18 protein-coding genes and 1 tRNA gene are annotated in these 24,444 nt (G+C 59.2%); 5 read left to right on the forward strand and 14 right to left on the reverse strand.

From position 1 onward, the window contains the following. Window positions 1-10: 10 nt before the first annotated feature. From K7H94_RS00270 to xylF, 6 genes are all read right to left on the reverse strand, one after another. Complete coding sequence (locus K7H94_RS00270; protein WP_150361096.1) at window positions 11-1,186, reverse strand: tyrosine-type recombinase/integrase; 1,176 nt, start codon at window positions 1,184-1,186, stop codon at window positions 11-13. Window positions 1,187-1,331: 145 nt separating this feature from the next. Beyond that, a tRNA-Sec gene (locus K7H94_RS00275) sits at window positions 1,332-1,426 on the reverse strand. A 58-nt stretch (window positions 1,427-1,484) separates the two neighbouring features. After that, window positions 1,485-2,663 (reverse strand): D-xylose utilization transcriptional activator XylR, encoded by a 1,179-nt coding sequence (gene xylR / locus K7H94_RS00280; RefSeq protein WP_222951477.1) that lies wholly within the window; start codon window positions 2,661-2,663, stop codon window positions 1,485-1,487. Between the two features lie 93 nt (window positions 2,664-2,756). Further along, window positions 2,757-3,938, reverse strand: coding sequence for a xylose ABC transporter permease XylH (gene xylH, locus K7H94_RS00285; RefSeq protein WP_222951478.1), 1,182 nt, complete (start codon window positions 3,936-3,938; stop codon window positions 2,757-2,759). After that, window positions 3,931-5,451 (reverse strand): xylose ABC transporter ATP-binding protein, encoded by a 1,521-nt coding sequence (locus K7H94_RS00290; protein ID WP_222951479.1) that lies wholly within the window; start codon window positions 5,449-5,451, stop codon window positions 3,931-3,933. Before K7H94_RS00290 ends, xylH begins: the two co-directional genes overlap by 8 nt. Window positions 5,452-5,478: 27 nt before the next feature. Beyond that, window positions 5,479-6,471 (reverse strand): D-xylose ABC transporter substrate-binding protein, encoded by a 993-nt coding sequence (gene xylF / locus K7H94_RS00295; protein ID WP_058758164.1) that lies wholly within the window; start codon window positions 6,469-6,471, stop codon window positions 5,479-5,481. A gap of 358 nt (window positions 6,472-6,829) precedes the next feature. On the opposite strand from xylF, the gene xylA reads away from it, so the two are divergent. From xylA to K7H94_RS00310, 3 genes are all read left to right on the forward strand, one after another. Beyond that, window positions 6,830-8,152, forward strand: coding sequence for a xylose isomerase (xylA, locus tag K7H94_RS00300; protein WP_222951480.1), 1,323 nt, complete (start codon window positions 6,830-6,832; stop codon window positions 8,150-8,152). A 17-nt stretch (window positions 8,153-8,169) separates the two neighbouring features. Continuing rightward, entirely contained in the window at window positions 8,170-9,612 is a 1,443-nt protein-coding gene (gene xylB, locus K7H94_RS00305) for a xylulokinase (protein WP_222951481.1), read from the forward strand. A 140-nt stretch (window positions 9,613-9,752) separates the two neighbouring features. Further along, complete coding sequence (locus K7H94_RS00310; protein WP_058770764.1) at window positions 9,753-10,685, forward strand: GlxA family transcriptional regulator; 933 nt, start codon at window positions 9,753-9,755, stop codon at window positions 10,683-10,685. Here the strand turns inward: K7H94_RS00310 and K7H94_RS00315 are convergent. Continuing rightward, window positions 10,670-11,665, reverse strand: a complete 996-nt coding sequence (locus K7H94_RS00315; RefSeq protein ID WP_222951482.1) for an acyltransferase — start codon at window positions 11,663-11,665, stop codon at window positions 10,670-10,672. The two genes, K7H94_RS00310 and K7H94_RS00315, sit on opposite strands and share 16 nt — an antisense overlap. 204 nt (window positions 11,666-11,869) lie before the next feature. Here K7H94_RS00315 and glyQ point away from each other — a divergent pair, with 204 nt between their 5' ends. Beyond that, window positions 11,870-12,781, forward strand: coding sequence for a glycine--tRNA ligase subunit alpha (gene glyQ, locus K7H94_RS00320; RefSeq protein WP_021506863.1), 912 nt, complete (start codon window positions 11,870-11,872; stop codon window positions 12,779-12,781). 9 nt (window positions 12,782-12,790) lie between these two features. Then, window positions 12,791-14,860, forward strand: a complete 2,070-nt coding sequence (gene glyS, locus K7H94_RS00325) for a glycine--tRNA ligase subunit beta (protein ID WP_058775590.1) — start codon at window positions 12,791-12,793, stop codon at window positions 14,858-14,860. Window positions 14,861-14,908: 48 nt separating this feature from the next. Here glyS and selB read toward each other — a convergent pair whose 3' ends face one another. From selB to fdnG, 7 genes are all read right to left on the reverse strand, one after another. After that, entirely contained in the window at window positions 14,909-16,762 is a 1,854-nt protein-coding gene (selB, locus tag K7H94_RS00330) for a selenocysteine-specific translation elongation factor (protein WP_222951483.1), read from the reverse strand. Next, window positions 16,759-18,138: an L-seryl-tRNA(Sec) selenium transferase gene (gene selA, locus K7H94_RS00335; RefSeq protein ID WP_222951484.1), complete on the reverse strand. Its 1,380-nt coding sequence runs from the start codon at window positions 18,136-18,138 to the stop codon at window positions 16,759-16,761. Before selA ends, selB begins: the two co-directional genes overlap by 4 nt. Before the next feature lie 8 nt (window positions 18,139-18,146). After that, entirely contained in the window at window positions 18,147-18,758 is a 612-nt protein-coding gene (locus tag K7H94_RS00340) for a glutathione S-transferase (protein WP_021506859.1), read from the reverse strand. Between the two features lie 115 nt (window positions 18,759-18,873). Further along, complete coding sequence (gene fdhE / locus K7H94_RS00345; RefSeq protein WP_058770768.1) at window positions 18,874-19,800, reverse strand: formate dehydrogenase accessory protein FdhE; 927 nt, start codon at window positions 19,798-19,800, stop codon at window positions 18,874-18,876. Then, window positions 19,800-20,441 (reverse strand): formate dehydrogenase cytochrome b556 subunit, encoded by a 642-nt coding sequence (gene fdoI, locus K7H94_RS00350; protein ID WP_031279592.1) that lies wholly within the window; start codon window positions 20,439-20,441, stop codon window positions 19,800-19,802. The genes fdhE and fdoI overlap by 1 nt, the downstream gene beginning before the upstream one ends. Further along, the gene (gene fdxH, locus K7H94_RS00355) at window positions 20,441-21,340 is read right to left on the reverse strand and encodes a formate dehydrogenase subunit beta (protein WP_021506856.1); all 900 of its coding nucleotides are present in this window, start codon (window positions 21,338-21,340) and stop codon (window positions 20,441-20,443) included. Before fdxH ends, fdoI begins: the two co-directional genes overlap by 1 nt. A 12-nt stretch (window positions 21,341-21,352) precedes the next feature. Then, on the reverse strand, window positions 21,353-24,400 hold the full coding sequence (fdnG, locus tag K7H94_RS00360) for a formate dehydrogenase-N subunit alpha (RefSeq protein ID WP_081049407.1): 3,048 nt from the start codon (window positions 24,398-24,400) through the stop codon (window positions 21,353-21,355). Window positions 24,401-24,444 lie beyond the last annotated feature (44 nt).

A 24,444-nucleotide genomic window follows, 5' to 3' on the forward strand; every position in this document is an offset into this window, starting at 1 on the left:
CGAATGGTGGTCACTGACCACCATTCAATAAAAAGTCGCTATACCACTGCATCATTTTTTTTCTATCTTCGTAATAGTTAGCATGATTATATATCCCGCGGATTTTATTTTTATCGACATGTGCCCGTTGCATTTCAATCCACGCACTATCAAAACCTTGTTCATGTAAGATAGTAGACATTGTGTGTCGAAAGCCATGACCAGTCGCACGCTCCTTGTATCCCAATAATTCAATGACTTGTGAAACACTTTCCTTAGAGATTAGTTTTCTACGGTTATTTCTGCCAATAAAAATGTAAGGATAATGGCCGGTGATAGGTTTCAATTGCTCGAAAAGGGCAATTACTTGGGTAGATAAAGGTACAACATGAGGCCTGCGCATTTTCATCCGTTCCGTAGGTATCTCCCAAATACCTTTTTCAAGGTCAACTTCATCCCAGGTTGCGAAGCGCACCTCCTGAGTTCTAACCCCTGTCAACATCACTATTTTCGTGGCTTTTTTAGTAATAATGCTACCCGCATACGCTTCCAAGTCTTGAACAAAATAAGGCAGCTCTTCCGCAGATAAAAATGGGTGATTCTTTTGTTTGGGAACGGCTAGCGCAATAGATAAATCAGGAGCAGGATTATACTCAGCTCGGCCGGTAATAATTGCATAGCGGAACACCTCCCCACAGCGCTGGCGTACCTTACGAGTTTTCTCTAACGCTTCCCGCTTTTCTATACGACGCAGTACCTCAAGAAGTTCAAGCGGCTTAATCTCTGAGATTGGACGATTGCCGATAAACGGGAAAACGTCTTGCTCAAAGGTCTTAATGATCTCGTCCCGATAAGCAACGGTCCAGCGGTCCGCCTTATTCGTATGCCATTCCCGGCTGATGACCTCGAAAGAGTTCTCTGCTGAAAGCTGCTTTGCCAGTTTTTGGGCTTTACGCTCCACTAATGGGTCAACGCCATTTACTACCTGCTTACGCGCCATATCACGCTTCTCGCGTGCCTCAGCGAGTGAAACGAGGCTATAGGAACCAAACGACATCAACTTAGCCTTACCGTTGAATCGGTAACGGAAGCGCCAGCCTTTGCTGCCATCAGGGTTAATGAGTAAAGCCAAGCCTAGGCCATCGCTAAGGGTGTAAGGCTTTTCCTGGGGTTTTGCGCGTCGAATTTGTATGTCTGTAAGTGCCATGTGTATAAGTCTAAGTGTGTATAAAATCTATACACATTTGTCATGGATGCTGGCAGATGCAACAGGATGTATACGGACGGGTGGTATGTATTTTGTTGTTAATAAACGAAAATATAAATAATCTCGGATGGTTTCGGAAGTGCAGTGGCGGAAGATCACAGGAGTCGAACCTGCCCGGGACCGCTGGCGGCCCCAACCGGATTTGAAATCCGGCCGCCTCACCGGAGACGACGATCTTCCTTTGAAGATGCCGCGCAGTATAGCGGCAATTGGCGGCAAAATCTTGATTTCAGCGGCGTTACTGCACGTTCTCGCCGTGATGCTGCCGATACTCTTTCGGCGTGGTGGCATAGCTTTTCTTAAACACCGAATAGAAGTACTGCAGGGAAGGATAGCCGCACATCTGCGAAATTTCATTAATATTCAATGAAGAGCAGGCCAGTAGTTCACGCGCTTTCTCCAGCTTCTCGCGGTGGATCATGGCGTGAATGGTGTCGCCGGTCTCGTCGCGAAAACGCTTTTCCAGATTAGAGCGCGACATGCCAATCGCATCCAGCACCTGTTCAACCTTGATGCCTTTACAGGCGTTAAAGCGGATGTAATGCATCGCCTGAATCACCGCCGGATCGCGCAGTGAGCGAAAATCCGTAGAGCGGCGGGCAATGACTTTCACCGGCGGCACCAGAATGCGTTGCAGCGGCAGCATTTGCCGATCGAGCAGACGATGCAGCAGCTTGGCGGCCTGATACCCCATCTGGCGCGTGCCCTGGGCCACCGAAGAGAGCGCCACGCGGGACAGGTAGCGCGTCAGCTCTTCATTATCAATGCCGATTACGCTGAGTTTCTCCGGCACCGGTATTTTCAGGTGTTCACAGGCCTGCAGCAAATGACGCGCACGCGCGTCGGTCACCGCGATAATGCCGGTCTGCGGCGGCAACGTTTGCAGCCAGTCGGCGAGGCGATTTTGCGCGTGCTGCCAGTTTTCCGGCGCAGTTTCCATTCCCTGGTACACCACACCCTGATAGCGCTCGCGCATCACCAGCTGGCGAAACGCGTGCTCGCGCTCCTGCGCCCAGCGTTTGCCACTGGCAGCGGGCAGGCCATAAAACGCAAAGCGATGAATGCCTTTCTCTTTCAGGTGCAGAAAGGCACTCTCTACCAGCGCAGCGTTGTCGGTGGCGATGTAGTGCACCGGCGGATAATCCTGCTGGCGGTGATAAGAGCCACCAACGCCGACAATCGGCACCGGCACATTGCTGAGCAGGCTCTCGATTGAGCTGTCGTCGTAATCCGCAATGACACCGTCACCCAGCCATTCGCGGATGTTGTCGATGCGGCAGCGGAAATCTTCTTCAATGAAGATGTCCCAGTCAGTTTGCGAAGCCTGCAGATATTCGCCGACGCCTTCCACCACCTGGCGGTCATACACCTTGTTGGCGTTAAACAGCAGCGTAATACGGTAACGTTTTTCGTGCATCGTGGCGCGCTCCCTCAAACCTGTTACGCATTGCATAGCACGGCGGAAAAGGCAGCTGAAATTGTTTGCGCCACATTGTGATCGCCCACGCGATTACACCCGGCGGCGCGTAGCCGTATCCATCCACACCGCCAGCAGTAAAATCGCCCCTTTGACGATGTACTGCCAGAAGGTCGGCACGTCCATCATGCTCATCCCGTTATCCAGAGAAGCCATGATGAATGCGCCCATCACCGCGCCAGCCACCGAGCCGACGCCGCCGGCCAGGCTGGTGCCGCCAATCACGCAGGCGGCGATAGCGTCCAGTTCGGCAATATTGCCCGCAGAGGGCGAACCAGCACCAAGACGTGAGCTGAGGATCAGGCCGGCGATAGCCACCATGACGCCGTTGATGGCGAATACCGCCAGCTTGGTGCGCGCCACGTTGATGCCCGACAGGCGCGCCGCATCAATGTTGCCGCCGATGGCGTAAATCCGCCGTCCGAAGGCGGTGCGCGTGGCCATAAACATGCCGCCAAGCAGCAGCAGCGCCAGCAGCAGGACCGGTGTCGGCACGCCGCGGTAGTCGTTCAGCAGCCAGATGGCCCCCAGCACCAATACAGCGGTAATCGCCTGACGTGCCACCGTGCCACTGGCAGCCGGTTGGGATAACCCCAGCTGTTGGCGACGCAGGCGCAGCCGCCATTGCCAGAGAATAAACAGCGCCAGACCGGCGAAGCCGAAACCAAAGCCAACGCCGCCAGGCAAATAGCTTTGCCCGATCTGCGACATGGCTGGCGTGGTTGGCGCTACGGTGGTGCCATCGGTGATGCCGACCAGAATGCCGCGAAACGCCAGCATGCCCGCCAGCGTGACGATAAATGAGGGCACTTTACGGTACGCGACCCACCAGCCGTTCCAGGTGCCCAGCAACAGGCCAAGCACCAGCGTTACCACGATGGTCAGCGGCAGCGGCCAGCCGAGCCAGACGTCGAAGATGGCCGCGGCACCGCCCAGCAGGCCCATCATTGAACCGACTGACAGGTCAATCTCAGCCGAGATAATAACAAACACCATGCCCACCGCGAGGATGCCGGTGATGGCGGTCTGGCGCAGCAGGTTAGAGACGTTGCGTGGGCTAAGCCAGGCACCGTCGGTGGTCCAGGTGAAGAACAGGGCGATGAGCACAATCGCCCCCAGCATCACCAGCACCTGCAGATTGAGGCGCGGAAATTTGCCCGGCGCTGGCTTGCCCGGGGTACCGGACAGGCGCTGGCTACTTTCAGTTTTAAGCATAATGTTCGCTCCGCAGGGCAGCTTCCATGACCTGCTCCTGAGTCAGGTTATCGTTAATCAAATCGGCTTTGATTTGCCCTTCATGCATCACCAATACGCGGTCGCTCAGCCCCAGCACTTCGGGCAGTTCAGAGGAGATAACGATTACCGCGATGCCCTGCTGCACCAGCGCGTTAATCAGCAGATAGATCTCCTGGCGAGCGCCGACGTCGATGCCGCGCGTCGGTTCATCAAGAATCAATATGCGCGGATTGAGCAGCAGGCATTTGGCGAGGATCGCCTTTTGCTGATTGCCACCGCTGAGACGGCCAATCGCCAGTTCGGGTGAGGAAGTTTTGACGCGCAGACGGCGGATAGCATCGTTGATCGCCTGCTGCTCCTGCGCTTCATCCAGCGTGGAGAAGCGATGGCTGTATTGATCGAGCGCGGCCAGCGTGATGTTTTTCCCCACGCCCATCAGCGGCACGATGCCATCTTTTTTCCGATCTTCCGGCACCATGGCGATACCGTGCGCAATCGCTGCCCGGCAATCGTCGATCTTCACCTGCTGGCCATCAATCCAGATTTCACCCTGCCAGCGGCCGGGCCAGACGCCAAACAGGCACTGGACCGTTTCGGTACGTCCTGCGCCCACCAGCCCGGCAATACCAAGAATTTCGCCGCGCTTCAGGCTGAACGACACATTATTGACGCGGCGCACGTGGCGGTTGACCGGATGCCAGGCGGTGAGATTTTCCACTTTCAGTATTGTTTCGCCGATCTCGTGCGGCTGGTGCGGATAGAGCGCGGTGAGTTCGCGGCCCACCATCATCGTGATGATGTCATCTTCACTCAGCCCGGCCGCTGGCCGCGTGGCGATGTGCTGACCATCGCGAATCACACAGATGGTGTCCGAAATTGCTTTGACCTCATTAAGCTTGTGGGAGATGTAGATGCAGGCAATACCGTGCTCGCGCAGGTTAGTGATAATCCCAAGCAGCACTTCGGTTTCCTGTTCGGTGAGCGACGAGGTCGGCTCATCGAGGATTAGCAATCGCACCTGCTTATTCAGCGCCCGCGCGATCTCTACCAGCTGCTGCTGGCCGAGGCCGAGCTCGCCAACTTTGGTGGCAGGCGAAACGTTAAGTTTGACCCGCTCCAGCAGCTGCTGGCAGCGCAGCGTCATGGTTTCATCATCGACCATACCGAAGCGACCGAGCTCGGCACCGAGGAAAATGTTCTCCATGACCGTAAGCTGCCGCACCAGCGCCAGCTCCTGATGAATAATCACAATGCCTTTGCGCTCGGTGTCGCGGATGGTTTGCGCCTCGATGCGATCGCCGGCAAAGCGAATTTCGCCGTCAAATTCGCCGTGCGGGTAAAGCCCGCACAGCACTTTCATCAGCGTCGATTTGCCCGAGCCGTTCTCACCGCACAGCGACATGACTTCACCGGCTTCGAGCCGCAGGCTGACGGCATCCAGCGCTTTTACCGCGCCGAAACGCTTGGTGATGTTGTTCATTTCCAGCAGCATCGATCTGCTCCTTCGCGTTTCAGGCGCTTAGAGTTCGCTCTGTTTATGGAAGCCGTCTTTCACCACGGTGCTTTCAATGTTGTCTTTGTTGACCGGAATCGGCTTCAGCAGGCGCGACGGCACCTCTTTCAGGCCATTATTCAGCTTGCTGTTGCTGGCGGGGGTTTTGCCATCGCCCAGTTCCACCGCAATTTTTGCCGCTTCGGTGGCGAGTTCGGTGATGGGTTTGTACACCGTCATGGTTTGCGTGCCGTTCATGATGCGTTTGATGGCGGCGAGATCGGCATCCTGACCGGAAATGGCGACTTTGCCCGCCAGTCCCTGCGCGCTCAGCGCCTGAATGGCCCCACCAGCGGTGGCATCGTTGGAGGCAACGACGGCATCAATGTGGTTGCTGTTAGCGGTCAGCGCGTTTTCCATGATTTTCAGCGCATTCTCTGGCAGCCAGGCATCGACCCACTGATCGCCCACCACTTTGATGCTGCCGTTATCGATGTAAGGTTTTAACACTTTCATCTGGCCGGCACGGAACAGGCGTGCGTTATTATCCACCGGCGAGCCGCCCATCAAAAAGTAGTTCCCTTTAGGTACCTGTTTAACCAGACTTTCGGCCTGCAGTTCGCCGACTTTTTCATTATCAAACGAGATATAAAAATCGATGTCGGCATTATTAATCATGCGGTCATAAGCGAGCACTTTAATGCCTTCGCGTTTCGCTTCGGCCACCACATTACTCAATACCTGACCGTTATAAGGAATGATGACCAGCACATCGACACCGCGGTTGATCATATTTTCAATCTGTGAGATTTGCGTCTCTTCATTGCCGTTGGCCGACTGGACAAATACTTTGGCCCCAGACTTTTCCGCCTGGCTGACAAAAATGTCCCGGTCTTTCTGCCAGCGTTCCAGACGTAAATCATCGATCGCCATACCGATTTTCACTTCTTTCGCCAGCCCGGCGTGGCTGAACAGGGCCAGTGCAGCGCTGAGGGCTAACAGCGTGTGTCTCATTTTCATCATGGTCATCCTGTAGGTTGAGGCTATTGTCGTTGTAAGGCTATGAACCAGGGCGGATGAATTGTTGCCCCGCGACGTGAACAACATCAATTACTGATTTTTATCCTGCTATTACGTTTTTTTGTTTATTTGTGATTCTTTGAGCGCGATCGAAATTTTACGCGCCCATCTGTTAAATCTTGCAGCGGCGCTGCGCGCCGGTACGCGATGTAATTAAATACATGGATTTGCGAGCTGCCGCACAAATAATAATTATCTTAAGTTCAGTGTGAAATATCGTAATTGAGCTGAACGCTTACGCCTCCGCAAAATAACGCTTCACTGCTGACCATTCGGGTCTGATGCTAAGGAGCACAACATGCACGCTTATTTCGACCAGCTTGAGCGCGTTGGTTATGAAGGGGCCAATACCACTAACGCACTGGCGTTTCGTCATTACAATCCGCAGGAAGTGATTCTGGGTAAAACCATGGCGGAACACCTGCGTTTTGCCGCCTGTTACTGGCACACGTTCTGCTGGAACGGGGCGGATATGTTCGGCGTGGGGGCCTTTGATCGCCCGTGGCAGAAAAATGGCGATGCGCTGCAGCTGGCGAAGCTCAAAGCGGATGTCGCGTTCGAGTTCTTTTACAAACTCAACGTGCCTTATTACTGCTTCCATGATGTCGATGTGTCACCGGAAGGTGATTCGCTGCGCAGCTACCAGGAAAACCTGGCGGTAATGACCGATAAACTGCTGGAAAAGCAGCAGGAAACCGGCGTCAGATTGCTGTGGGGCACCGCGAACTGCTTTACGCATCCCCGCTTTGCGGCCGGCGCGGCGACCAGCCCGGATCCGGAAATTTTCGCCTGGGCAGCCAGCCAGGTGTGCAGCGCGATGCAGGCGACGCAGACGCTGGGCGGTGAAAACTATGTGCTGTGGGGCGGACGCGAAGGGTACGAAACGCTGCTGAATACCGATTTGCGGCAGGAGCGCGAGCAGATCGGGCGCTTCATGCAGATGGTGGTGGAGCACAAGCATAAAATCGGTTTCCAGGGGATGCTGCTGATTGAGCCGAAGCCGCAGGAGCCGACTAAACACCAGTACGACTTTGATGTCGCGACGGTCTACGGTTTCCTCCGGCAGTTTGGCCTGGAAAAAGAGATCAAAGTGAATGTGGAAGCCAACCATGCCACGCTGGCGGGTCACTCTTTCCATCATGAAATTGCGACGGCGATTGCACTGGGCATCTTCGGTTCGGTCGATGCCAACCGCGGTGACAGCCAGTGCGGCTGGGATACCGACCAGTTCCCGAACAGCGTCGAAGAAAACGCGCTGGTGATGTACGAAATCCTCAAAGCGGGCGGGTTCACCACCGGCGGCTTAAACTTTGATGCCAAAGTACGGCGCCAGAGCACCGACAAATACGATCTGTTTTATGGCCACATCGGCGCGATGGATACCATGGCGCTGGCGCTGAAAGTGGCGGCGCGTATGGTGAGCGATGGTGAGCTGGATAAGCGCGTGGCGCAGCGCTATAGCGGCTGGAATGGTGAGTTCGGCCAGCAAATTCTGAAAGGCGAGTTTTCTCTTGCCTCGCTGGCGGCGCATGCTCAGCAGCAGCAACTCAATCCGCAGCATCGCAGCGGACGCCAGGAGCAGCTGGAAAATCTGGTGAATCACTATCTGTATAATTTCTAATCCATCAGGAGCGAAGCATGGTTATCGGGATCGATTTAGGCACCTCCGGCGTCAAAGTGGTGCTGCTGGATGCGCACGGCCAGGTTCAGGCAACGGCCAGCGCGCCGCTGCAGGTGACGCGTCCGCAGCCGCTATGGAGCGAACAGGATCCCGAAAGCTGGTGGCAGGCCACCGATAGTGCCATGCAGGCGCTGGCGCAGCAGCACGATTTACGCCACGTCAGCGCCATCGGCTTTAGCGGCCAGATGCACGGCGCGACGCTGCTGGACGCCGCGCATCAGGTGTTGCGTCCGGCGATACTGTGGAACGACGGGCGCAGCAGCGCGCAGTGTCGCCAGCTGGAGCAGCGCGTGCCATCGTCACGTCAGATTACCGGCAACCTGATGATGCCGGGTTTTACCGCGCCCAAATTGTTGTGGGTGCAGCAGCATGAACCGGCGATATTTGCGCAGGTAGCAAAAGTGCTGCTGCCGAAAGATTATCTGCGCTGGCGGATGAGCGGCGATTTCGCCACCGATATGTCAGATGCGGCGGGAACGATGTGGCTGGATGTGGCACAGCGCGACTGGAGCGATGCAATGCTGGCGGCGTGCGGACTGAACCGCAGCCACATGCCGCAGCTGTTTGAAGGCAACCAGATTACCGGCACGCTGCTGCCGGAAATTGCGGCGCGCTGGGGGATGGAGCCGGTGCCGCTGGTGGCCGGCGGCGGCGACAATGCGGCTGGCGCTGTGGGCGTTGGCATGGTTGAGCCAGGACAGGGCATGCTGTCGCTCGGCACCTCCGGCGTCTATTTTCTGGTGAGCGAAGGCTATCTCAGCAATCCGCAACGCGCCGTGCACAGTTTCTGTCATGCGCTGCCGCAGCGCTGGCATCTGATGTCAGTGATGCTGAGTGCCGCCGCCTGTCTGGACTGGGCCGCTGCACTGACCGGCTGCGATGATGTGCCGCACCTGCTGGCCGAAGCTGAACGCGCCAGCGCCCAGGCCACGCCGGTGTGGTTTTTGCCTTACCTTTCCGGCGAGCGCACGCCGCACAATAATCCGCAGGCACAGGGGGCTTTCTTTGGCCTGACGCACCAGCACGGCCGGCCGGAACTGGCGCGCGCGGTGCTGGAAGGCGTGGGCTTTGCGCTGGCGGAAGGCATGGATGCGGTGCATGAGTGTGGCGTACTGCCCAACACGGTGATGCTGATTGGCGGCGGTGCGCGCAGCGCGTACTGGCGGCAGATGCTGGCGGACATCAGCGGACTGACGCTGGATTATTGTCACGGCGGCGAGGTGGGACCGGCGCTCGGTGCCGCGCGCCTGGCGCAGCTGGCAGTGGACCCGGCCAGCGAATGGCCGGCACCGGCGTTAGTGCAGCGCCATCAGCCGGACGCCGCGCAGCATCAGGCGTATCAGCCGCGCCGTGCGCGCTTTGCGCAGCTATACCAGCAGCTGTTACCACTGATGTCCTGATTTGGCTGACGCATGGCCGGATGAGGTCGCAAGGCGTGAACAGAGTCGGGTATGATGGGAAGAATCGATGAAGATATGTGGCCGGATTTGGCTGCGCATCTTCGCCCATCGTTACCCCTTCATTGCCTGAGGAACCCACCATGCCGCAGCCCGTCTATTTTCTTGTCCTGCCGGGCGTCATGGCGCTCGACCTCACCGGGCCGGCAGAGACGCTGCAGCTGGCGGGCGGACATTTTGCGCTGCACTACATCGGCCCGCAGGCGAGCGTCACCTGCTCGACCGGCATGACCATTGCGGATATTGCACCGCTGCCCGCCACGCTACCTGATAACAGTCTGCTGATTGTGCCCGGCGTGTTCGATTCCCGCATCTGGTTCGATACCGGGGCAGCCGGGCAGGCGCGCGACTGGCTGCGCCAGCAACACGGCGCGATTCATACGCGGCGCATTACTCTCGTGTGTATTTGCTCCGGCGCGCTGCTCTCCGCGCAGGCTGGTCTGCTGGATGGCGTACAGTGCACCACGCACCATGATGTGTTGCCGCGCCTGAAAGCTGCCGCGCCGGCTGCGCTGGTGAAAGACAACCGCGTGTTTGTGGAAGATGCCGGCATCTGGACCAGCGCGGGGATAACTGCGGGTATCGATCTGGCGCTGCACCTGATCAACCGTCTGTGCGGCGCGCGGCAGGCGCTGACGGTGGCGCGGGAGATGGTGGTGTGGTTCCGCCGCTCGGGTGACGATCCGCAACTGTCGCCGTGGCTGCGTTATCGTAATCATCTGCATCCGGCGATTCATCGCGCGCAGGACGCGATGATTGCACATCCGGAACATGACTGGTCGCTGGGCGCGCTGGCCGAACGTGCCCACGTCAGCGAGCGCCATCTGACGCGCCTGTTTCGCCAGCATCTGGGTATCAGCGTGCGGGAATACCACGAGCAGCTACGGCTGGTGATTGCGCGCCAGCGCCAGCAGCAGGGGGAAGCGGCGGAAAAAGCGGCGCTGGCCGCCGGCTTCTCCTCGGCACGCCAGCTGCGCCGCGCCCGGCAGCGCTGGGACGATCAGCTCACCAGATGATGCTTGTCCACGCGTTTCAGCACCATTGCCAGCAGCAGGCTGCCCAGCAGGGTTACGCCAAAGACCCACGGCAGATCGAGCCACGGCCGCGACATATCGTCGTAATGATGGGTACGCAGATAGTGAATGAACAGCGCATGGAAACCATAAATCGGCAGCGAATAGCGTGAAATGGTCGCCAGCAGCGGCAGCGGCCGTTGGTTCAGCACATTTTTAAACAGCACCAGCAGGCTTATCGCCGCGATAAACACCAGTGGGCCACAGTAAAGATACCAAGTGTCATTAAACGCGCCGTTAATCTTCAGCATCTGTCTGGTGCCGAGCGCGATACCGATGACGCAGGCGATAAAACTCAGCCCGGCCAGCCAGCTGATGCCGCGCCTGTCGGTATCCATCACGCCAATCGCCCGTCCAAGCAGCGCGTACAGCAGGTAGTAAATCGAGTCGCCGCTGACATACAGATTGACCGGCAGCCAGTGGAACGGCCCCAGCGACTGGCTGACGGTGTTCGGATTGGCGATTACCGCGAGGATCAGCACCAGCAGCGCCACATAGCGCGGCGGCACGTTTTTCACCTGAATCAGCGGAGACAGCAGGTAGATGCCGATAATGGCGAAGAAGAACCACAGATGGTAGAACACCGGCTTCTGCAACAGCTTCAGCAGCGATCGGCCTTCGCTGATCGGCGTCAGCCATGTGATGTAGGCCAGCGCGACGGCGCTGTAGAACAGCAGGCACAGCACAATGCGCAGCAGATGGCGGCCCTGTGCGCTGCGTTCGCCAAAGAACAGATAACCGGAAATCATGAAGAACAGCGGCACGCAGACGCGCGAAGCCGAGTTAAGCAGATTGGCGACGTCCCAGCTGGGTCCGGTGACTGCCATCGGTCCGGTAATGTACCAGGTGGTGGTGTGAATGACGATCACCATCAGACAGGCGACCGCGCGTAAGTTATCAATCCAGCAGATTTTTTGCGACATGGCTTCCTCGTGCGTACTCCGTGCGAAGAAGGGTAGCCAGTGCACAGCGGGCCAACAACCCCCGCAGCCTGGATTTCGGAGCTCTCTGTTAACCGCCGCATAACCGCACCCGCCTGCGCCAGGATTTCCGGCTGCACAATGCGCGGTCAAAGGGTATACTGTCGCACTCTTTTTAAATCCACCCGTATCGCGTGCGAATTCAACATGCAAAAGTTTGATACCAAGACCTTTCAGGGCCTGATCCTGACCTTGCAGGATTACTGGGCGCGTCAGGGCTGCACCATCGTCCAACCGCTGGACATGGAAGTGGGCGCTGGCACTTCTCACCCTATGACTTGCCTGCGTGCTCTCGGGCCAGAGCCGATGGCGAGCGCCTACGTGCAGCCATCGCGCCGTCCCACCGATGGCCGCTACGGTGAAAACCCGAACCGTTTACAGCACTACTACCAGTTCCAGGTGGTGATTAAGCCGAACCCGGACAACCTTCAGGAGCTGTACCTCGGATCGCTGAAAGAGCTCGGTATCGACCCTGGCGTGCATGACATTCGCTTCGTCGAAGATAACTGGGAAAACCCAACGCTGGGTGCCTGGGGACTCGGCTGGGAAGTGTGGCTGAACGGCATGGAAGTCACGCAGTTCACCTACTTCCAGCAGGTCGGCGGCCTGGAGTGTAAGCCGGTGACCGGCGAGATCACCTACGGTCTGGAGCGCCTGGCGATGTACATCCAGGGCGTGGACAGCGTGTACGATCTTACCTGGAGCGACGGCGCGTTCGGCAAAACCACCTACGGTGACGTGTTCCACCAGAACGAAGTGGAGCAGTCGACCTACAACTTTGAGTACGCCGACGTCGATTTCCTGTTCAGCTGCTTCGAGCAGTATGAAAAAGAGGCACAGCAGCTGCTGGCGCTGGAAAAACCGCTGCCGCTGCCGGCCTATGAGCGCATTCTCAAAGCCGCGCACAGCTTCAACCTGCTTGATGCGCGCAAGGCGATCTCGGTCACCGAGCGCCAGCGCTATATCCTGCGTATCCGCACCCTGACGAAAGCTGTGGCGGAAGCCTATTATGCCTCCCGCGAGGCGCTCGGCTTCCCTATGTGCAACCGTAATAAGTAAGAGGCAGCCATGACCGATAAAACTTTCCTGGTGGAAATTGGCACCGAAGAGTTGCCTCCGAAAGCCCTGCGCAGCCTGGCAGAAGCCTTTGCTGCGCACTTTACCGCTGAGCTCGACAGCGCCGGTCTGGCGCATGGCGACGTCAGCTGGTTTGCGGCACCGCGTCGTCTGGCGCTGAAAGTGGCACAGCTGGCGGCCGCGCAGCCCGATCGCGAAGTAGAAAAGCGTGGCCCGGCTGTCGCTGCGGCGTTTGATGCCGAAGGCAAGCCGACTAAAGCGGCAGAAGGCTGGGCACGTGGCAACGGCATCACCGTAGAGCAGGCTGAGCGTCTCAGCACTGACAAAGGCGAGTGGCTGGTGCATCGTGCTGCGGTAAAAGGCGAAAGCGCGCAGGCGCTGCTGCCGGCGATGGTCGCGACCGCGCTAAGCAAGCTGCCGATTCCAAAACTGATGCGCTGGGGCGCCAGCGACGTGCAGTTCGTGCGTCCGGTGCACACCGTGACGCTGCTGCTGGGTGATGAGCTGATTCCGGCCACCATCCTCGGTATTCAGTCCGATCGCGTTATTCGCGGCCACCGCTTCATGGGCGAGCCGGAGTTGACGCTGGACAATGCCGATCAATATCCGCAGCTGCTGCAGGAGCGCGGTAAAGTGATCGCCGATTACGCCACGCGTAAAGCCAAAATCAAAGCCGATGCCGAAGCCGCCGCGCAGCAGCTGGGCGGTAAAGCCGACCTGAGCGACAGCCTGCTGGAAGAGGTGGCTTCGCTGGTGGAGTGGCCGGTGGTGCTGACGGCGAAGTTTGAAGAGAAGTTCCTCGCGGTACCGGCTGAAGCGCTGGTGTACACCATGAAAGGGGATCAGAAATACTTCCCGGTGTACGCCGAAGACGGCCAGCTGCTGCCCAACTTCATCTTCGTCACCAACATTGAATCGCGCGATCCGCAGCAGATCATTGCCGGTAATGAAAAAGTGGTGCGTCCGCGTCTGGCCGATGCCGAGTTCTTCTTCAACACCGACCGCAAAAAGCGTCTGGAAGATAACCTGCCGCGTCTGGAAACCGTGCTGTTCCAGAAAGAGCTGGGTACGCTGCGTGACAAAACCGACCGTATTCAGGCGCTGGCCGGCTGGATTGCCGCGCAGATTGGCGCTGATGTCAATCACGCCACGCGCGCCGGCCTGCTGTCGAAGTGCGACCTGATGACCAATATGGTGTTCGAGTTCACCGACACCCAGGGTGTGATGGGCATGCACTACGCGCGCCACGATGGTGAAGCGGAAGATGTGGCGGTCGCACTTAACGAGCAGTACCAGCCGCGTTTTGCCGGTGACGATCTGCCGTCCAGCCCGGTAGCCTGCGCCGTGGCGATTGCCGATAAAATGGATACCCTGGCCGGTATCTTCGGCATCGGACAGCATCCGAAAGGCGATAAAGACCCGTTTGCGCTGCGTCGTGCCGCGCTGGGCGTGCTGCGTATCATCGTTGAGAAAAACCTGCCGCTCGATCTGCAAACCCTGACGGAAGAAGCGGTGCGCCTGTACGGCAGCAAGCTGAGCAACACCAACGTAGTTGATGATGTCATCGACTTCATGCTGGGCCGTTTCCGCGCCTGGTATCAGGAAGAGGGCCACAGCGTTGACACCATTCAGGCGGTGCTGGCGCGTCGTCCAACCCGTCCGGCCGATTTCGATGCACGTATGAAGGCGGTTTCGCACTTCCGTACGCTGGAAGCGGCTTCGGCGCTGGCGGCGGCTAATAAGCGCGTGTCGAATATCCTGGCGAAAGCCACCGAAACCCTGAACGACAGCGTGCAGGCGTCCCTGCTGAAAGAGAACGCTGAAATTCAGCTGGCGACCTTTGTCACCGCGCTGGGCGACAAGCTGCAGCCGTACTTTGCGGAAGGCCGCTATCAGGATGCTCTGGTGGAGCTGGCGCAGCTGCGCGAAGCGGTGGATAACTTCTTCGACAACGTCATGGTGAATGCCGATGACGAAGCGGTGCGTATCAATCGCCTGACGCTGCTGGCGCAACTGCGCGAGCTGTTCCTGCAGGTGGCGGACATTTCGCTGCTGCAGTAAGCGATGGGCAGAAGTGAACCGAAGGGACGAGCAATCGTCCCTTTTTTTTCACGCGGCAGAAGGGGTGAACAGGCGCGCGTCGCGCAGCAGGTGATCGTTACCGCGACGGCGGGTAAAGCCGCTGCGGTCAAAGAATTCCAGAATCTGCACCGCGACTTTGCGGCCGGTACCCAGCTGGTTGCGGAAGTCAGCGGCGCTGGTGCTGCCTCCGGCGGCCGCACGCTGACGAATCAGATCGGCGAAGATCTGGATCTGCGCGCTGCGGTAGTAGCGATCGCGCACGATCGCCGTGATATGACCGAGACGCGCCGCGGTGAGCAACAAACCACGAATCTGCTCTTCATCCTGCTGCAGCGCATCGGCAATATCGCGCACCCACAGCGGCTGGTCGCTGAACAGCGGCTCGACCTGCTGCCACAGCGTGGCTTCCTGTGGATTAAAGCGCGGCGCGAAGTCGGGCAGGTGCAGCCAGCCCTGTTTCTGCCGCAGCTCGCCTTGTGCCAGCATCTGGTCGATTAATCCCGGCACCAGCGGTGCCGGCGCATGCGGCAGCGCCACACGGCGCAGGCGATCGTGGCCGATGCCCGGCAGCTCCGGGTGCTGCTGGTGGAAGGCGCTCAGCGCTTCCCGTAAACGCTGCTGCCAGGCGCTGGCCATTGTGTCGCTCATCAGGCTGGTCCCCAGCCGTACCGGATTCAGCGGCAGCAGCAGCGCGTCCAGCGCCGGCGCAGTGAGCTGGCGCGCCCAGCCGAGCTCGTCATACGCGGCCGGTTGATACGCCAGATGCGCCTGCAGGCTGGCGCTGTCATCGCGCGCCGCAGCCAGCTGCTGGAGCCACTGCAGGTAGTCCGGCTGGCGTTTACCGCGCTTTTTGCTATCGCACAGCAGTACGCGTCCGCCGCCCAGCGTGTGCTGCGCATTGCTGTCGCGGATAATTATCCGATCGTTTTCCGCCAGCCACAGCGGCTGGCTGAGCACCAGTTCAGCCACATCGTCCGTGAGCTGCGTTAAGCGGCCGGTGACGTGGCTGGCCGCGTGATGCAGATGCACCGGCTGTGAGGCCGTTTTCAGCGGTTGCAGCAGGCGCAGTGCGACGATCAGCCGCTGCGTGCCGGCGGGACGCGGCTGCGCCAGCAGCCAGTCGCCGCGCGTAATCTGTGCTTTCTCTACGTCACCGACGATATTCAGCGCGATGCGCTCGCCCGCCTGGGCGCGCGTCACCGGCTGATTCTGCGCATGCAGCGCCCGCACGCGCAGCGGCAGGTTCAGGCTGCTAAGCCACAGCGTGTCGCCCACCCTGACTTCACCGCTCAGCGCGGTGCCGGTGACCACCAGTCCGGTGCCTTTCAGCGTGAAAGCGCGGTCGATGGCGAGCCGGAAACGGTGGCCAGGCTCAAACGCCGGTGCGTTCAGGCTGCTGAGGTGCTGGCGCAGCGTTTCAATGCCCTGCAGCGTATGGCTGCTGCTAACAAACTGCGCTGCCGCTGGCCAGCCGAGCTGCTGCGTGAGCTGCGCGACCTGCTGCTGCACCTCTGCGATGCGTGCGGCGTCAACGCGGTCGGCTTTGGTCAGCGCCACGCTCAGCGGCGGCTGTCCGGCGAGGCTCAGCAACTGTAAATGCTCACGCGTCTGCGGCATCACGCCATCGTCACAGGCCACCACCAGCAGCGCATGATGAATGCCGCCGATGCCGGCCAGCATGTTGGCGAGAAATTTTTCATGGCCAGGCACATCAATGAAGCCCAGCGTGCGGCCATCGGGCTGCGGCCAGTAGGCATATCCGAGATCGATGGTCATGCCGCGCCGTTTCTCTTCCGGCAGGCGATCGGCATCAATCCCGGTCAGGGCCTGCAACAGCGCGGTTTTACCGTGATCGACATGTCCGGCCGTGGCAATAATCATGGTACTAAGGTCCGTATCAGGGCGGCTTCGTCATCAAGGCAGCGTAAATCCAGCCACAGTTTGCCCTCCTGCAGGCGGCCGATCACCGGGCGTGCCAGCTGGCGCCAGCACTGCGCCAGGGCGTTGAGCTGGCTGCCGTGACCGTCGCGTGGCGTGAAGGTGATAGCAAAGCTGGGCAGACGTTCGACCGGCAGCGAACCGCTGCCAATTTGCGAGGAACAGGCGGCGATCGCCAGCGAAAAATCGGCGCTGAAGGCGTGCTCCAGCGCCGGCATCAGACGTTCAGCCTGTTGCAGAATATCGTGCGCGCTGCGCGTCAGCAGGCGCAGTGTCGGCAGCGCCTCGTGCAGGGTTTCCGGCTGACGGTAGAGCTGCAGCGTCGCTTCCAGCGCCGCCAGCGTCATTTTATCGACGCGCAGTGCGCGCTTCAGCGGATGCTGTTGCAGCTGGTCAATCAGCGCTTTTTTGCCGACGATAATCCCGGCCTGCGGGCCACCCAGCAGTTTGTCACCGGAGAAACTCACCAGGCTCACGCCGGCCGCAATCAGCTGCTGCGGCATCGGTTCAGGCGGCAACCCGTACGCCGTCATATCCACCAGCGAACCGCTGCCGAGATCGCTGATCACCGGCAGGCCGTGCGCGTCGCCTAACTGCACCAGCTCGGCTTCAGACACGGCATGGGTAAAGCCCTGAATCTGGTAATTACTGGTGTGTACCTTCATCAGCAGGCCGCTATCCCCGGCGATGGCGCCGCGATAATCCTTCAGATGGGTGCGATTGGTGGTGCCAACCTCCACCAATCGGCAGCCCGCCTGGCGCATCACGTCAGGGATACGGAATGCGCCGCCGATCTCCACCAGTTCGCCGCGCGACATAATCACGTCGCGACCCGCTGCCAGGCTGGCCAGCATCAGCAGTACCGCAGCGGCGTTGTTATTGACGATACAGGCAGCTTCGGCGCCGGTTAGCTCACACAGCAGTGCGCTGACTGCGCGATCGCGATGACCGCGCGCCGCGTCGTCCAGCGCATACTCCAGCGTTACCGGCTGGCGCAGACAGGCGCTGACCGCCGCGATGGCGCGATCGCTGAGCTGCGCGCGCCCCAGATTGGTGTGCAGCACGGTGCCGGTCAGGTTAAACACCGGGCGCAGCGCGCTTTGCTGCTGCTGCTGTGCGCGGCGCAGCGCTTCATCCGGCCAGCTGGCGTGCCAGTGCGGTAACGATTGATGTTGCTGAATGTGGTCGCGCGCCTCCTGCTGCATGCCGCGCAGCTGGCGCGTGATAAAGGCGGTACCGGATTGTGCCAGCAGCGGCTGCAGCGCCGGATCGCGCAGCAGGCTGTCGATGGCAGGGAGCTGACTGTAGAGGGCTTTCATCGCATCACTTAGTGGGTGGGCGGAACCGTACGGGCAAAGCTTTCCCGCTCGAACAGCGTTTCTGCCAGTTTAACCAGCGCCGGGCGATTGACGCACCAGTTGGGCAGCACGCGGCGAAAATTGAGATAGCCCAGGGTGCAGCCGGTAGCGATATCGGCGAGGTTGAGCGTGCCGCTGTTGAGCAACTCGCCCTGTGCGGCGGCGGTTTCCAGCGCGTCGAGGCCGCGCGCGATTTTCTCGCGATTACGCAGCAGCACCTCTTCCGATTGCCGATCGCCGGGACGCATCTGTTCGCGCACGATCATCACCGCCGCATCATTGATGCCGTCGGCCAGCTTCTCCAGCTGGCGGATCTGCAGGGCGCGCAGTGCGTCGTCGGGCAGCAGGGCAGGCGCATCGCCACGCAGCTCAATCACCTGAGCAATAATTGAGGAGTCAAACCAGGTCAGCTGCTGGTCATCAATGAAGGCCGGCACTTTACCCAGCGGATTGTACTGCGGGACGTGGCTGTCAGGCTCCCACGGAGAGTGGTTGACGAATTCAAACACCAGGCCCTTTTCCAGCAGGATCACTGAGATTTTGCGCACAAACGGGCTGGTATAGCTGCCAATCAGTTTCATCGAAGCCTCCGTGTGAATGATCAATTCAGGCAACAGGGATGACGCAGGTGAATAAACCTGGTCGCCATGAATGGCGACCCTACCATGTCCGGCGTCCAATCATGCGCACGTGGCATCAATCCCCGGGAAACATAAACGGATTCAGGCTGCTGCGCGCGAATCCTTCCTGCTCCATGCGGGCATCCAGCACCAGCGAGGCGAGATCGTCGGCCACCGGTTCCAGCGCCGGATCTTTCTCCTGGTATAGCATCTTCAGATAGGTACCGCAGTCGCCGCAGCTTTCGGCTTTCACGGCGGCCTGCTCGCTATCCAGCGACCAGTAATGCAGATCGCGCGTTTGCTCGCAGTTCGAGCACTTGCTGCGCACCACGTACCACTCGCTTTCGCACAGGTTACAGTGCAGATAGCGCAGACCCTGCTGGCCAACGTCCATGTGCACCACGCTGGCGACCGGCACGCTGGCGCACACCGGGCAGAACTGACGGTGCTCGCCATATTCGGCCCGCGCTTTGCCGGGGATCATCGCTGCCATCTGCGCCCAGTAAATTGACAGCGCCGCCCAGATGAACGGGGCTTTATCACTGCTGACCTGGGCGAATTCGCCTTCCAGCAGCGCGCTGGCAAGGGTTTCCAGCTCGGTGGACGAGGCCTTCTCCAGATTCTCCAGCACCGCCAGCGCCTGGCCGCTCATCTCTGGCTTCAGCTCGGCGATCAGCGAATGCAGCAGCCGCTGCCAGTGCACATCGCGCGGATAAGTGTGGATATCCAGCGGCGGTTTGCCCTGCTGCGCGCTCTCTGCCAGCCGCTGATGCAGATCGATCTGCAGCGGATGGTCATACAGCACGATTTCCTGGGCCTGCGCGATCACCGCGGCAAAACGCAGGTAGTCGCCCAGCGGATTTTTCGCCGCCAGATCACGCAACCGCGCCGCACGGCGGCTGTAGAGATTTTTCAGCCGGGGGAAAAGTAACGGCGGAACTTGCTCCGCCGTGTTCTTTTCGCTCTTCTCCAGCTGCTCCTGCGGGATGATGCGAATACTCATCAGGGACGTTTTTCCTGTTGTGTTTGGCGTTGGCGCTGCTCGCGATACCAGCGTGGGTGATGTTTCTTCGCCCACGCGGCCGGTACCCAGCCCTCAACCATGGCGGTAATGGTGCCTTTCACCCACAGGGCGGCATAAATATGCACCATAATCGTCATGATCAGTGCCACAGCCGAGACCGAATGCACCACCAGCGCGGCGCGAATCAGCGGAATGGTGAAGTACCCGGCGAACCAGGGGCGCCAGATGACAATTCCGCTCGCCAGCAGCAAGACTAAGCTGATGATAGCAGCCCAGAACACACACTTCTGCCCGAAGTTGTATTTCCCGGTATCGCCCACCTCTTCATTACGCACGATTTTGCGGATATTTTTTGCCCATACCAGATCGTCGCGCTGGATAAGATTGTGCTTCCAGTAGCGTAAGAACATGATAATAAAGGCTGCAAACATCACCACGCCGACGAACGGGTGCAGAATACGCGCCAGCTGTGGCGTACCGAGCACGTGCATCAGCCAGTTAAACGACGGGAAAAAGAAACCCAGTCCGCTGAGCGCGGCAAACACAAAACAGAACGCGACAATCCAGTGATTGATGCGTTCCGGCGCGCTGTAGCGCACCAGACGATCGCGCTTTTTCATCATTCGCGCTCCTCTTTTTCATGCAGGTTTTCGTCGTCGTCCTCTTCCACCCGGTTCGGACCGACGCCAACGTAGTGGAACACCGCGGCGGCGAAGGTGGCGGCAAAGCCGATAGCAGCCAGCGGTTTCCAGACGCCTTTCCAGAAGGTGACCGCCGGGCTGATGCTCGGGTTGGCCGGCAGGCCGTGATACAGCTGCGGTTTGTCGGCGTGGTGCAGCACATACATGACGTGCGTGCCGCCGACGCCAGCCGGATCGTACAGCCCGGCGTTGGCATAGCCGCGCGTGTTCAGCTCAGCGACGCGATCGGCAGCCAGCTGCTGCATATCGCTTTTGCTGCCGAAGTGAATCGCCCCGGTCGGACAGGTTTTCACGCACGCCGGTTCCTGACCGACGTTAACGCGATCGACGCACAGCGTGCACTTATACACGCGGTTGTCGTCTTTATTCAGCCGCGGCACGTCAAACGGACAGCCGGCGATGCAGTAGCCGCAGCCAATGCACTGTTCCGACTGAAAATCGACGATCCCGTTCGCGTACTGAATAATCGCGCCTTCCGACGGACAGGCTTTCAGGCAGCCGGGGTCGGCGCAGTGCATACAGCCATCCTTGCGGATCAGCCACTCCAGCTTGCCGTTCTCCTCGACTTCCGAGAAACGCATCACCGTCCAGGATTTGGCGGTCAAATCCGCCGGGTTGTCATACACCCCGACGTTATGACCGACCTCGTCGCGAATGTCGTTCCACTCTGAACACGCGACCTGACACGCCTTACAGCCGATGCAGGTGGTAACGTCGATCAGTTTCGCCACTTCCTGCTGATGGTCACGCGCCTGCGGGGCAGGCGTGAAACCATTGGTGGCGGAGCGGCGGATAATGTCTTGCGATTGATAAGCCATCTTCGTTCTCCGTTACACCTTCTCGACGTTAACCAGGAATGCCTTAAACTCCGGCGTTTGCGTGTTGGCGTCACCGACAAACGGCGTCAGGGTATTGGCGATAAAGCCTTTTTTCGCCACGCCCTGATAGCCCCAGTGAATCGGGATGCCAATGGTATCGACAGTTTTGCCATCGACGTTGAGCGGACGCAGACGCTTGGTGACCACCGCTTTGGCTTTAATATAGCCGCGGTTGGAGCTCACCTTCACCGTGTCGCCCTGAGCGATGCCGAGCTTGTTCGCCAGCTTCTCGCCAATCTCCACAAACTGTTCCGGCTGCGCGATGGCGTTAAGCAACGCGTGTTTGGTCCAGTAGTGGAAATGCTCGGTCAGACGATACGTGGTGCCGACATACGGGAACTGCTCCGCTTTGCCCATCGCCGCCAGATCGTCTTTGAACACGCGCGCGGCCGGGTTGGAGACCACGTCAGGATGCAGCGGGTTGGTGCCAAGCGGCGTTTCAAACGGCTCGTAGTGCTCCGGGAACGGTCCTTCTGCCATTTTGTCGATGGCGAACAGGCGGCCCATGCCTTCCGGCTGCATGATAAACGGCCCGACGTTACTGCCCGGTGCGGCCGTGCTGTAGTCCGGAATATCCATACCGCCCCACTTGCTGCCATCCCATTTGAGGATCTGGCGTTTCGGATCCCACGGGTTGCCCTGCGGGTCGGCGGAGGCGCGGTTATACAGGATGCGGCGGTTCAGCGGCCACGCCCAGCTCCAGTTCAGCGTATTGCCCAGCCCGCTCGGATCGGTGTTATCGCGGCGCGCCATCTGGTTACCGTCCGGTGTCCAGCTACCGGCGAAAATCCAGCAGCCGCTGCTGGTGCTGCCGTCATCTTTCAGATGGGCAAAGGTGCTGAGCTGCTGGCCTTTTTTCACCAGCAGCGTGCCTTTGTCATCGTAGATGTCCGCCAGCGCCTTGCCGTTGCTCTCCATCGCCACCTCTTCCGAGGCCGGATTGTCGGGCGTCAGGTAGTTCCAGGTCATGTTCAGCACCGGCTCTGGCTGTGCACCGCCTTCACGCGCATACATCTCACGCAGTCGCAGATAGATACCGGAGAGAATTTCACCGTCGTTGAGCGCTTCGCCCGGCGCATCCTGACCTTTCCAGTGCCACTGCAGCCAGCGGCCGGAGTTGACGATTGAGCCGTTCTCCTCGGCAAAGCAGGTCGACGGCAGACGGAACACTTCGGTCTGAATCTGCGCCGGATCGACATCGTTAAACTCGCCGTGGTTTTGCCAGAAGGTCGAGGTTTCGGTGTTGAGCGGGTCGATGGTGACGAGGAACTTCAGCTTCGACAGCGAATCGATCACTTTGCGCTTGTTCGGGAACGACGCCACCGGGTTAAAGCCCTGGCACAGATAGCCGTTTACCTTGCCCTGCGACATCATCTCGAAGTACTGCAGCACGTCGTAGCCTTTGTCCCACTTCGGCAGCCAGTCAAAGCCCCAGCTGTTCTCCGCCTGCGCTTTATCGCCAAAGAAGGCTTTCATCATGCTGACGAAGAATTTCGGGTAGTTGCCCCAGTAATTCACCTGGCCCGGCAGCGTCGGCTTCGGCGTGTTCGCCGCCAGATAGCTGGTGAGATCGGTCTGTTTTTCCGACGGCAGCGTCATATAGCCCGGCAGGCTTTGCGACAGCAGGCCGAGATCGGTCAGACCCTGAATATTGGAGTGTCCGCGCAGCGCATTGACGCCACCGCCGGCCATCCCCATATTGCCCAGCAGTAGCTGAATCATCGCCATGGTGCGAATGTTCTGCGCCCCGACCGAGTGCTGTGTCCAGCCCAGCGCATACAGGAACGAGGTGGTGCGGTCGCGCGCGCTGGTTTCGCCAATCAGCTCACAGACATGCAGGAAATCCGCTTTTGGCGTGCCGCAGATGCGCTCGACCATTTCCGGCGTATAACGGCTGACGTGCTGCTTCAGCAGATTCCAGACGCAGCGCGGATGGCTCAGGCTGTCATCGCGTTTGGCAAAGCCGTCGTCGCCCAGCTCGTAGTTCCAGCTGGTTTTGTCATATTTGCGATTGGCTTCGTCGTAGCCGCTGAACAGGCCATCGTCGAAATGGTAATCCTCCCGCACGATCAGGCTGGCATTGGTGTACGCCTGCACATATTCATGCTGGATTTTGTCATTCTGCAGCAGCCACAGCAGCACACCCGACAGGAAGGCAATGTCGGTGCCGGGGCGGATAGGCGTGTAAAAGTCTGCCACCGATGCCGTGCGCGTGAAGCGCGGATCGATAACAATCAGTTTGGCTTTGTTGTGAATTTTGGCTTCCATTGCCCAGCGGAAACCGACCGGATGCGCCTCAGCAGCGTTTCCGCCCATCACCACAACCAGATTGGCATTACGGATGTCGACCCAGTGGTTGGTCATCGCACCGCGACCAAATGTTGGAGCAAGACTTGCTACCGTTGGTCCGTGTCAGACGCGTGCCTGGTTGTCGACCGCCAGCATACCGAGCGATCGGGTAAATTTTTGCGTTAAGTAGCCGGTTTCGTTGCTGGAGGCCGAAGCGCACAGCATGCCGGTGGAGAGCCAGCGGTTTACCGTCACGCCGGCGGCGTTCTGCGCGATAAAGTTGGCGTCGCGATCGGCTTTCATCAGCTGCGCGATGCGCGTAAAGGCGTCATCCCAGCTGATGCGCTGCCATTTGTCGGAGCCTGGCGCACGGTATTCCGGATATTTCAGACGGCTGTCGCTGTGGACAAAATCAAGCAGGCCCGCGCCTTTCGGACAGAGCGCGCCGCGGCTCACCGGATGGTCCGGATCCCCTTCGATGTGGAAAATGGTCTCTTTGGCGTTTTTCGCGCCATCGCCGAGGCTGTACATTAACAGGCCACAGCCGACTGAGCAGTAAGTGCAGGTATTACGGGTTTCGCGGGCACGCAGCAACTTATACTGCCGTGTTTCCGCCAGCGCGGCTTCCGGCGTAAAGCCGAGCAGTGCTGCCGTGGTTCCTGCCATACCGCCAGCGCAGATCTTGAAGAATTTTCTTCGGCTGACGTTCATGGGTAATCCTTGAGTCGACATTGCTGTAATAATTTTTTTGCGCT

It is taken from the genome of Pantoea dispersa (assembly GCF_019890955.1).
Classification (GTDB): Bacteria; Pseudomonadota; Gammaproteobacteria; order Enterobacterales; family Enterobacteriaceae; genus Pantoea; species Pantoea dispersa.